This is a genomic window from Arthrobacter oryzae (assembly GCF_030812315.1).
GTDB classification, from domain to species: Bacteria; Actinomycetota; Actinomycetes; order Actinomycetales; family Micrococcaceae; genus Arthrobacter; species Arthrobacter oryzae_B.
Genome location: NZ_JAUSSM010000001.1, coordinates 552612 through 563619, shown reverse-complemented (window position 1 = coordinate 563619; position 11008 = coordinate 552612). Strand labels below are relative to the sequence as shown.

Below are 11008 nucleotides of genomic sequence, written 5' to 3'. Positions count from 1 at the left end.
GGCGGCTGCCCCGCTTGGCGGCGGCGGTGGTGCGCAGGCTCCGGACGCCCATTCCCGGCGCCCAGCCCCGGCTTCGCTTCGAGATGCCGCCGGAGTCCGTGGAGGAATCCCTCACCCCCGAAACCGAGAGGGGTACCCGCTTCGGCCATCCGGGGCCGCGCATGTCATCCCAGCATCCCCTTTATATGGGATTCATGGGGACCGTCGGTGTCGGCCTGGCCTTGCTCGTCTACTGGATTGGGTCCAACACCACGCAGCTCCTGCTGTGGATTGTGACCGCGCTTTTCATTGCTCTGGGCCTGGACCCGGTGGTGCGCTGGCTGGAAGGGCGCAAACTGCCGCGGCCTATTGGCATTTTGGTATCCGTCACGGTCCTTGCCGCCGCCGTCGTCGGATTCTTCGCAACGCTGATCCCCACCATAGTCCAGCAGGTGACCCAGGTTGTGCAGGAAGCGCCCCGCTGGATCCAGGACTTCATCGATTCGGACTTCTTCCGCAGCCTGGACGACCAGTTTGGCGTGCGGGAGCGCATTACGCAGGAGCTGGAGAAGTTCGTTAACGATCCGGATGCCGTGGGTGGCATCTTCGGCGGGGTGGTCGGCTTCGGTTCCACGGTGGCCAATGGGCTCTTTGGAACTCTTATTGTCCTCGTGCTGAGCCTTTATTTCCTCGCCGCCCTTCCCGCCATGAAGAAGTGGGGTTACCGGCTGGCACCCCGCTCCCGCCGGGGACGGGTGGAAGCCCTTTCGGAAGAGATCACCGGTTCCGTGGGCAACTACGTCATCGGCCAGGCCTGCGTGGCCCTCGTCAACGCGACCTTTGCGTTCATCGTGATGTCCATTGTCGGCGTCCCTTTTGCCGTCCTGCTGGCCTTCGTCGTCGCGCTGCTGGCCTTCATCCCGCTGGTCGGCGGAATGATCGCAGGCGTGTTGGTAACGCTGATCGCCCTGACCGCAGGGTGGCAGACCGCCGTTGCCTATGCCATTTGCTACTTCGCCTACCTGCAGTTCGAGGCGTACTTCATCTCCCCCCGCATCATGCAGAAGGCGGTGGCCGTGCCCGGCGCCGTTGCCGTCATTTCCGTGATCGCGGGCGGCAGCCTCCTGGGAGTGCTCGGCGCCCTTATCGCCATTCCCACCGCCGCTGCGGTCATGCTGCTCGTGAAGGAAATCTTCATCGTCCGCCAGGACAAGCACTGACCAGCGATTCCGCTGGGAAACAGGACAGCCGCCCCCGTGGATCCACGGGGCGGCTGTCCTGTTTAGTTGCGGTGTTGTCGCGGTTACGGCCTAAGGCGCGGCCGTGGCCACGGGACCGTTCCATTCCTGCGGCAGGCCGTCCGGGCTGGCACCACTCTCCGTGACCTCGTCGACGATTTCATTGAGCACGCGCGCCGCGTACTTCTCCCCCACCCAGAGGTGCTTGGCGCCGTCGACCCCCACCACGTCCGCCTGCGGCACCAGCCTGAAGCGCTCGGCGGCGGCCGCCGGCTGGAGGTAGTCGTCGTGTTCGGGGACAAGCACTTTAAGGGGCTTGCCTGCGGCGGCCCACTCCTTCAGGTGAACATCCGTGGCCCGGTGCAGCGGCGGCGAAAGCAGGACTGCGCCTTCCACCTCGGAGGCCACCGGTTCCGTCGCCCCATACATGAGCGCGAGCTCGGTCCCGAACGACCAGCCCACCAGCCAGCGGTTTGGCAGGTTCCGGCCTGCGGCGAACCTGACGGCCGCTTCGACGTCGAGCCGTTCTCCGATGCCCTCCTCGAACCGGCCGTCGCTGGTGCCGCGCGGCGAGCTGGTTCCCCTGGTGTTGAACCTGAGGACGGCCACTCCGGCCAGCGCGGGCAGCCGGTAGGACGCTTTGCGGTAAACGTGCGAGTCCATGAACCCGCCGTGGGTGGGCAGCGGATGCAGCGTGATCAGCGTGGCGGTGATGTCTCCCGACTCCGGGACGGCGAGTTCGCCGACGAGTACGTGACCGTCTTCCGTCCGTATTTCCACGTTCTCCCGGCGGGCCGGAAGAACGGTTGAAGCCCGGATTGCGGTTACTTCGGAGGGCTGGCTGAATACGAACGACGCCGGGTCAAAAGTCATGACTAACAGCTTAGCGATAGCGGTACGTGCGTGACGTCCAGCAGTTGGAGTGCCAGTGGCGCCGCTCCGAAAGGCCTGCCGCCGCGCCGAACAGGTGATCCTCGGACCAAACCACCAGGTGCTCCACCCCGGGGAGGACTGCTGTTGAGCAGCCCGGGCAGATGTATGCCTTTTCCGCCCGCTTGGCCGTCATCGTGCGGACCATCCACTCGCCGTCGGGAGCGCTTTCGCGCCTTGCGATGCCCGACCGGGCACGCTCGAGGTCCAGCTCCGGCACGGGGCCTGTGGCGTGCTTGCGGCTGGCCTGCCCCAGTTTTCCGGAGGCTGCACGGCGGGGGCGGTTGGAACGGGGCATGCCTCCATTCTGCCCCAGGCTATGACCCCGTGCTGTCCCTGCCTTGGGCTCAGACGGTAGTGTTTACCGGGTGCGTTTAGTCATAGCCCGTTGTTCTGTTGATTATGTTGGCCGGCTCAAGGCCCATCTCCCCCTCGCCACCAGGCTCCTGCTGGTCAAGGCGGACGGGTCTGTCCTGGTGCACTCCGACGGCGGCTCGTATAAGCCGCTGAACTGGATGAGCCCCCCGGCCAGCCTTCGGGTCTCCTCGCCCGACGAGGTGGACCTGGAGCTTGGTGTCACGGAGCAGTGGACCGTCCAGTCCGCCAAGACCGATGACCGGCTCATCATCAACATCCATGAGCAGCTGCACGACACCTCCCATGAGCTGGGCCAGGATCCCGGCCTCATCAAGGACGGGGTCGAAGCCGACCTGCAGCGGTTGCTGGCCGATCAGATCGAAAGGCTCGGCACCGGTTTTTCACTCATCCGGCGCGAGTACTTCACGGCCATCGGCCCGGTGGACATCCTGGCCAGGGATGCCGACGGTGCAACTGTCGCCATAGAACTCAAAAGGCGCGGCGACATCGACGGCGTCGAACAGCTGACCCGCTACCTGGAACTGCTCAACCGGGATCCGCTGCTGGCACCTGTCCGCGGCATCTTCGCCGCCCAGCAGATCAAACCCCAGGCGAAGGTCCTGGCCAACGACCGCGGCATCGACTGCGTCACCCTCGACTACGACGCCATGCGCGGCGTTGACGACAGCGAATCCCGCCTCTTCTGAATTGGCGGCCGTCCAATAGCGCGGCGAACTGTCATAAGGCAGCGGTTCACAAGGGCTTTACTCAAAATTTATCGAATTCCCCGTTTTGCCCGTTGACCTGACGCAACCCACATGAAATTCTTATATAAGTCTTTGTGTAGGTGTTTTTCATGCTCGCAAGACATGTTGCGAGCGCGAAGCTTCGTCAGCTAGTGTCCGGTTCCACCGGGCTGCAAGCCAGGATTCTTCTCGCGGAGTGACCAAGTGCGGTGCGAAGTGTGCCGGACTTAAGCAAGTTCCACAATGAGGAGAAATAAATGGCACAGGGAACCGTCAAGTGGTTCAACGCGGAAAAGGGCTTCGGCTTCATCACCCCGGATGACTCCGATGGTGATGTCTTCGTTCACTACTCGGAGATCCAGACCGGTGGATTCAAGACCCTCGACGAGAACCAGCGCGTTCAGTTCGAGATCGGCCAGGGCGCCAAGGGCCCCCAGGCTACCGGTGTAACGCTGGTCTAGTCCCTCTTAGGACTGCCGCCTGCGGGCGGCATCCAACGAATCAAATGATCCCCGGCATTCGTGCCGGGGATCATTTTTTTTGCCGTTATGCATTGACCCGGCCCGCGGAATTGTTTCTTGTCACAAATGTTTTCAGAATTAGAAAACATGCTGCCCGCGTCGCTCAGCCGGCGATACGCAATTAGCTCACAAGTGTCCTCAGCAGGCGCGCGCTCTGGCGGACGGAGAGACCGGGCAGGTAGGCACGGCTCAGCGCCCTGCCAATCGCAGGCAGCTGCAGGGGGTCCTGGTAATAGAGGTAGAGCGTTCGGTAGTCAGGTTTGAAGCGCGACTTGAAGGTGGCCAGGGAACGGAAGCCATACACGGGCTCCAGTGCCCGCCCCACCACATCAAGGATCGCTGCGAGCCCCTCGGGCTTGCGGTCCTTCCCCCGGTCCTCATCCCCGGCCGGATCCGCCGGTGCGGCGGCCGAGTCAGCAGGCTCCTTGGCCAAGGGCGAGCCGGACAGGGAAATAACTTCAACGGAGCTCCGCAGCTCCAGGACGGCGGAGGCAATCAGGAACTCCATGACGCCGGGGAACCCGTCCTCCCGTCGGCGCATGAAGTCGAGCGTCCAGCTGACCACCGACCCGTCGTCGAATACGGGGAGCCAGCTCGTCACGCCGTGCACCAGGCCGTCTCCGTCAACGGCGACGCAGCACAGGACGTCGTCGTCCATCAGTTCGTCCATGCCGCCGAGCGTAAAGCCCATCTCCGGGACGGACTTCTGGGCGGCCCATTCCTCGGACACCTCCAGGAGCTGGGCCCGCAGCGGCGCCGCGAACCCGCTGTAATGTCCCCACACTGCCGTGACGCCGATCTTTCGCGCACGGTTCAGGGCCGTCCGGACGTTTTGCCATTCCTTGCCTTTGAACTCGAGTTCCCTGACCGCAAGCCGGGTCTCCTGTGCCACAGCCACCCGGGTGAACGCCCGCGATTGGAGCAAGGGCCAGAGACCGTCGGTGCAGGAATAGAAACACGGAACCAGGGCATGCTCCGCGCAGTACTGCATAAAACCGGCGGCGGCCTCATCCCGCAGTCCCGGGTCTCCGAACGGACCGCCCAGGGTCAGGGCCACGCTGCCATGCTGCTGGTAGGCCACGCCGGCGTCCCGGGCGGGGGTGAACCAGTATTTGTTGGGTTCCCACAATGCCATCCAGGACAGTGAATCGCCGCCCGTGCGCACCAGGCGGCGGGCCACGTCCCTGTCCTCAACGCCTGCACCGGCTCCATGGTGCTGCCCGAGCAGCACGACCCAGACGCCGGCCAGGGCGACAGCCCAGAAAGCGATGCCGGAATAGGCAAACAGGAAGGCCTCAACTGTATTCCGGTCCTCGAAGATCCGGTTGTACAGGCTGGGGATGGGCACGGGCAGATACTGGCGTGCCAGTTCGGCCGCGAGCCCTGACGGACCGCCATCGCGCTCTATGCCGCCGGCCGCCAGCCAGGCGATGGTGTACGCGCCTGCAAGGGCCAACCACGTTCCTGCCAGCACCCGGGTCAGCCGCCGCCTGGCTGCTGCCGACGTTTCCACGCGGAACTGGCGGCGGTTGATCCAGAGCAGCACCACCAGCAGCAGCGGAACTGCCACTAGCGGGAGCACGTGGACGAACCCTGAACCCATGACGGCCGTGTGCGGCCGTGACGGGTAGTGCGGTATCCGCGCAAACAGCGTGAGGTACACGGCGGACAATGCTGTGACGGCCAGCTGGACACCGATGGTGATCCGCCAGGCGAGCCGCCGGCCCCGCCGCAGCCCGTCGGCGCAGATCAGCAGGAGCAGCACAGGCACCACGGCCAGGGCAAGGCCCAGCGGTCCGGCGAACCCGGCACGTCCGACCTCCAGGCAATCCACGTCCACGGTGCCGCCGCAGTTCTGCTCCAGTTGGCTGAGGGTGGGCAACGGGTTCAGGACGACGTCCCGCAGCAGCGCCAGCGGTCCGGTGGGGCTGCGGACGGCAGCCGTCAGGATAGGACCGACGGCGAAAATTCCCACGATCAGGGATAGGAGATTCCGCGTCTCGCGGCCGGTGGAGCGGTGGCGGTGGAGGGTTCCGTGGTCGCTCTGGATCCACCACCCGGCGGCCAGCCCGGCCAGGGCACCGAGGAACCCGACCACGGTCTCCGGATGCCCGACGTAGAGGACAAGCAGCAGCGACGCCGACATGATGCCGGTTCGAAGCCGGCGCTGCCACAGGGCGGGAATGAGTCCGCTGGCCCCCAGTGTCGCAGCAAGGACCGCGGCGTACGGTCCAATGAGCCGGGCGTCCACCATGAGCCCCATCCAGCCGTCGCCGGCGAAGCGGGCGAGCTGGGTGAGGAGCAGAAACAGCGAAACGGCCGCGAACTGTCCGCCGAAGAAGAACCCTGCGGTCCGCGCTGAGCCCAGCCTGCGCTCGGCGAGTCCCAGCAGCAGCAGGATCATGGACGCGGCGGTGAGGTAGGCCGCCGGGTTCGTGGCGAAGAAGAGCGATGTGAACAGGGACCACCACTGCCCGCCCTTCAGGGCCGTCATGTTCACCGAAGCGACGTCGAGGAGGGCCTCCGGAGGACCCGACAGGAAGCTGTTGGTGGCCGCGCCCGTGCCCAGGAACAGGCCAAGGACAACCAAGGTAAACGGCACTGCCTTGAAATGGTCCTGCGCACGCCGGAGCGCTTGCCATGTGACATCCGACCACGTCACACCGCGGTCGGCTGCGGAACCCGCCTTGGCCACCGGTTGGTCTGCCACTCGCTCGTTGGTCACGGCACGATTCCCCACCGCTCCGCCATGAAGTCCAGAGCGGCGGGAAGGCCCTTGGACGCGGCTTCCCATGAGTGACCCGTGTTGGCCACCGCTTGGGCGTGGACGGTGAAACCGGCCTGGCGCGCGGCTGCGGAAAGTTCGTCCATGTAGGCAATGAACTCCGGGTCCCTGGAACCGGCACCGAAGTACACGGCATGGCCCTCGAACCGCGTCTTCTGCATGATGTTCAAGGGAGTCTGCGCATCAAAGGCCGCCGCGTCGCCGCCGAACGCCGCGTCAACTGTCTTGTGCCGCTCCTTTGCAAGGGCCGGCTCGCGCTCGCTTGAGAAGGCGAGGACGGAAGCGTAGACGTCGGGATGCCGGGTGCCCATCTGCATGGCACACGTTGCTCCGAAGGAGAATCCCCCGGCCGCCCACTGTCTGTGGTCCGGATCAACGTCCAGGTTCTGTTCAATCCATTCCGGGACGTCCCGGGAAAGAAACGTGTCGGCCCGGGCGATGCGGCTGTCCATGCACAGCGTGTTGGCGGACGCCGAACCGTTGGGATCCACCACAACGGCAACCGGGGCAACGCCGCCGTGCTCCGCTGCGAATCGGTCCATCCGGCTGCGCAGTGCCCCGCCGGTGAGCCAGTCCGACGGGCCGCCGGGCTGGCCGGAGAAGAGGACAAGGACCGGAAGGGCAGGGCGGGGTGTGGCCTGGTAGGCGGGAGGCAGGTAGACATATGCCTCGCGGCTGCTGAAGCCCGACACGGAGCCGGGGATCTCCGCCTTCCGCAGCACTCCGCCCGCCGGCATTCCCTCCGGTGCCCGCCAGGCTCCCAAGGAAACGGGAGCCTCGGCCGCAGGCTGGCGCTTCAGCGCGGATTCAAGCGGCAGGATCCTGGCCACGGCCGTGCCCATGACGTCACTGACCGTGTGGTTGAGGCCGAAGTAGGCATTGATCTGGACGGACGCGAGCAGGAAGACTCCGAGCATGGCAGCTGTCACGGCGGTCCTCCCCCGCCACGCGCCGCGCGCCGCTGGCGGGGACGGCCGGCGGAGCTTCCAGAGCCGGAGCGCCCAGAGGAACAGGGCAAAGACCACTGCCACAAACCACGCGAGCACTTCGCGCGGGAGTTCCTCGGGCAGGGTTGAAACCGCATAGATGAGCAGCCAGTGCACGGCGGCCACAATGCCGGCGGACAGCAGGAGGGCAACGCCCGCGCTCAGGATCCAGCGGCGTCCGCGGGCCCACAGGAGCCAGCCGAACCCGACGGCTCCGGCGGCCCAGGCGATCCAGAGCACTGGTCCGTCGGTCAGGTTGATGTCAGCTATGAAATCCACCGGCGTTAGCGCCAGGTACCAACACCGATGACCGGGCCGGCCTCCAGCCACGACGACAGTCCGGTGTAGGCGTCGAACTTCATTGCCAGCAATACTTCCTGGCCCTCATAGTGCAGTTCCACGATGACGGAATCAGGCTGCACCTTGACGAGTTCGGCCTCGGTGGGCTTGCGGCGTCCGACGAGTTCCAGCGAGCTGCGCCGGAAAGTGTATTTGGGGCGGACACTGAGCGAGAGCAGCTTGAACCACTCAAGGTCGTTGTCCTGATAACGACAAACCCCCATCTGCCAGCTTTTTCCAGCCGTGCAAATGGAGGCGTCCACTGTGCCCAAGGCACGCCGCAGGTTAAAGCGGCGTACCCCGGACAGGCACAGTGCAAAAATCAGCAACGCAAAGGCAGTTGCCAACGCGATGAACGGAAAACCAGGATCGTTCATCAAGGTCGTGCTAGCGGATCCCCGCAGTAGCCGCGTCACCCAATTGGGCGTTGTCAGCAACAATGACGACCCTGTTGTTGTCGACGGAGAAGAATCCGCCGTCGACAACTACAGCAATGCGGTCACCGGAAACAGGCTCAATGGCCAGCTCACCTTCGGCCAGAATCGCCAGCAGGGGCGAGTGGCCGGGCAGGATTCCGATTTCACCATCGCTGGTGCGGGCCTTGACCATCTTGGCCGCTCCGGACCACACGAAGTGATCCGCTGCGACAATCTCAACCTCAAGCTCAGCCATATTACTTGGTCTGTTCCTGGATCTTGGCCCACTGGCGCTCAACGTCATCCAGGCCACCGACGTTGAAGAACGCCTGCTCTGCAACGTGGTCAAGCTCGCCGTCGCAGATGGCGGTGAAGCCTTCCACCGTGTCCTTGATGGTAACGGTGGAGCCTTCCACGCCGGTGAACTGCTTGGCGGTGTAGGTGTTCTGCGAGAGGAACTGCTGGATGCGGCGTGCACGTGACACGACGATCTTGTCCTCTTCAGACAGTTCGTCAACGCCGAGGATGGCGATGATGTCCTGGAGTTCCTTGTTCTTCTGCAGGATCTGCTTCACGCGGACAGCAGTGTTGTAGTGGTCCTTGCCGATGTACTGGGGGTCCAGGATTCGGGAAGTCGACGTCAGCGGATCCACAGCCGGGTACAGACCACGGGAGGCGATTTCACGGGAAAGTTCCGTGGTCGCGTCGAGGTGTGCGAAGGTGGTGGCCGGTGCCGGGTCGGTGTAGTCATCCGCGGGAACGTAGATGGCCTGCATCGAGGTGATGGAGTGGCCCTTGGTGGACGTGATGCGCTCCTGGAGGAGACCCATCTCGTCAGCAAGGTTCGGCTGGTAACCCACGGCGGAAGGCATGCGGCCGAGAAGGGTGGAAACCTCGGAGCCTGCCTGCGTGAAGCGGAAGATGTTGTCGATGAAGAGCAGCACGTCCTGGTTCTGCACATCGCGGAAGTACTCCGCCATGGTCAGTGCGGACAGTGCAACGCGAAGACGCGTTCCCGGCGGCTCATCCATCTGGCCGAATACAAGGGCGGTGTCCTTGAGGACGCCTGCCTCTTCCATTTCAACCCAGAGGTCGTTACCTTCACGGGTACGCTCGCCGACGCCTGCGAACACCGAGGTGCCGCCGAAGTTGCGGGCAACGCGGGTGATCATTTCCTGGATCAGCACGGTCTTGCCGACACCGGCGCCACCGAACAGGCCGATCTTTCCACCCTTGATGTACGGGGTGAGGAGGTCGATCACCTTGATGCCGGTTTCCAGCATCTCGGTGGAGCCTTCGAGGGTCGCGAAGGCCGGGGCCTTGCGGTGGATGGCCCAGTGGTCCGAAGCCTGGATCTCGGACTCGTCAACATCCAGCGGCTTGCCGAGGACGTTGAAGATGTGGCCCTTGACGCCGTCGCCGACGGGCACCGTGATGGGCGAGCCGGTGTCCACTACGTTGGTGCCGCGGACGAGTCCGTCGGTAGCCTGCAGGGAGATGGCGCGAATGAGGTTGTCACCCAGGTGCAGGGCGACCTCGAACGTGATGGTCTTGGTCTCACCGTTGAGAGTAATCTCCGTGGTGAGTGCGTTGTAAATCGAGGGGATTGCGTCAGCCGGGAATTCGACGTCGACAACCGGGCCAATAACACGTGCAATACGGCCGGTTGCACCGGACGTTGCGGCTACGTGTTCGGTAGCGGTGGCAGTCATCTCTCTCACTTCACTCAGTAGATGGCGTGGGGGTTAAGTTTATCTTTGGTGCAGGTACAGCTGGATCCGGAACCGTGCTGGCTAGGACGCGTTCAAGGCGTCGGCGCCGGCCACAATTTCGGAAAGCTCCTGCGTAATTTCAGCCTGGCGGGCAGTGTTGCGCAGACGCGTGTACTTCTTGATGAGGTCCGTGGCGTTGTCGCCGGCGGACTTCATCGCCCGCTGACGGGCTGCGAGCTCGGAAGCTGCGGCCTGCAACATTGCGGCGAAGATGCGTGACTCGATGTAGCGCGGCAGCAGGGCGTCGAGAACCTGCTCCGCTTCCGGCTCGAATTCGTAGAGCGGCAGGAGGTCCGATTCGGACTGCGCCTGCTCTTCGACGACCTCGAGGGGAAGAAGACGGATGACCGTCGGCTCCTGCGTCACCATGGACTTGAAGCGGGTGTAGACAACGTGGATCTCGTCCACGCCTCCCTCTTCGTACGCGGTGGCAAAATCCTCCAGCAGCGCTGCGCCGACTTCCTGCGCGGTTGCGAACACCGGCGAATCCGTGTTTCCGGTCCACACCTGTGCGTAAGGACGGTTACGGAAGTCGAAGTACGCCTGGGCCTTGCGGCCGACAACGTACGTCTTGACTTCCTTGCCTTCCTCATGGAGCAGCTCGGTGAGGCCTTCCGCCTGCTTGAGCACGCTTGCCGAGTAGGAACCTGCGAGGCCACGGTCCGAGGTGATGACCAGAACGGCGGCGCGGCGGATCTGCTCGGGCTCGGTGACCAGCGGGTGGTCGATTTCGCTCTGGCTTGCGACAGCAGAAACGGCACGCGTAATCGCGTTTGCGTAAGGCAGTGAAGCCGCTACGCGTGCGCGGGCCTTGCCGATGCGCGAGGTAGCGATCAGTTCCATCGCCTTGAAGATCTTGCGCATCGACGTCGTCGAGCTGATCTTCTGGCGGTAGACCCGAATCTGGGCTCCCATACTTATCCTTTCCTAAGATCCCGG

Annotated in this window: 11 protein-coding genes; 3 read left to right on the top strand and 8 right to left on the bottom strand. The window is 64.2% G+C overall.

Annotation, left to right across the window (positions count from 1 at the left end):
• Positions 1–5 precede the first annotated feature (5 nt).
• Complete coding sequence (locus J2S97_RS02620; protein ID WP_307046554.1) at positions 6–1199, top strand: AI-2E family transporter; 1194 nt, start codon at positions 6–8, stop codon at positions 1197–1199.
• Positions 1200–1289: 90 nt separating this feature from the next.
• On the opposite strand, the gene J2S97_RS02615 is transcribed toward J2S97_RS02620, so the two are convergent.
• A complete protein-coding gene (locus tag J2S97_RS02615) occupies positions 1290–2090 on the bottom strand; it encodes an alpha/beta hydrolase (protein ID WP_307046280.1) in 801 nt (266 codons plus the stop codon).
• Positions 2091–2100: 10 nt separating this feature from the next.
• Positions 2101–2445 carry an ATP/GTP-binding protein gene (locus J2S97_RS02610; protein WP_307046278.1) on the bottom strand — a complete coding sequence of 115 codons (345 nt, stop codon included), beginning with the start codon at positions 2443–2445 and terminating at the stop codon, positions 2101–2103.
• 70 nt (positions 2446–2515) lie between these two features.
• Here J2S97_RS02610 and nucS point away from each other — a divergent pair, with 70 nt between their 5' ends.
• Together nucS and J2S97_RS02600 are read left to right on the top strand one after the other, a co-directional pair.
• A complete protein-coding gene (gene nucS, locus J2S97_RS02605; RefSeq protein ID WP_104172352.1) occupies positions 2516–3211 on the top strand; it encodes an endonuclease NucS in 696 nt (231 codons plus the stop codon).
• 296 nt (positions 3212–3507) lie between these two features.
• Entirely contained in the window at positions 3508–3711 is a 204-nt protein-coding gene (locus J2S97_RS02600; RefSeq protein ID WP_011692441.1) for a cold-shock protein, read from the top strand.
• 181 nt (positions 3712–3892) lie between these two features.
• On the opposite strand, the gene J2S97_RS02595 is transcribed toward J2S97_RS02600, so the two are convergent.
• The 6 genes from J2S97_RS02595 to J2S97_RS02570 all read right to left on the bottom strand — a co-directional run bounded on the left by J2S97_RS02595 (position 3893) and on the right by J2S97_RS02570 (position 10984).
• Positions 3893–6433 carry a bifunctional lysylphosphatidylglycerol flippase/synthetase MprF gene (locus J2S97_RS02595; RefSeq protein ID WP_307046552.1) on the bottom strand — a complete coding sequence of 847 codons (2541 nt, stop codon included), beginning with the start codon at positions 6431–6433 and terminating at the stop codon, positions 3893–3895.
• A gap of 59 nt (positions 6434–6492) precedes the next feature.
• Positions 6493–7821, bottom strand: coding sequence for an alpha/beta hydrolase (locus tag J2S97_RS02590; RefSeq protein WP_307046275.1), 1329 nt, complete (start codon positions 7819–7821; stop codon positions 6493–6495).
• A 5-nt stretch (positions 7822–7826) separates the two neighbouring features.
• Positions 7827–8258, bottom strand: coding sequence for a DUF2550 domain-containing protein (locus tag J2S97_RS02585; protein ID WP_307046273.1), 432 nt, complete (start codon positions 8256–8258; stop codon positions 7827–7829).
• 10 nt (positions 8259–8268) lie between these two features.
• Positions 8269–8553, bottom strand: a complete 285-nt coding sequence (locus J2S97_RS02580) for a F0F1 ATP synthase subunit epsilon (RefSeq protein ID WP_190989724.1) — start codon at positions 8551–8553, stop codon at positions 8269–8271.
• Between the two features lies 1 nt (position 8554).
• The gene (atpD, locus tag J2S97_RS02575) at positions 8555–10009 is read right to left on the bottom strand and encodes a F0F1 ATP synthase subunit beta (protein ID WP_104172347.1); all 1455 of its coding nucleotides are present in this window, start codon (positions 10007–10009) and stop codon (positions 8555–8557) included.
• A gap of 81 nt (positions 10010–10090) precedes the next feature.
• Positions 10091–10984 (bottom strand): F0F1 ATP synthase subunit gamma, encoded by an 894-nt coding sequence (locus tag J2S97_RS02570; RefSeq protein ID WP_307046269.1) that lies wholly within the window; start codon positions 10982–10984, stop codon positions 10091–10093.
• Positions 10985–11008: the final 24 nt, after the last annotated feature.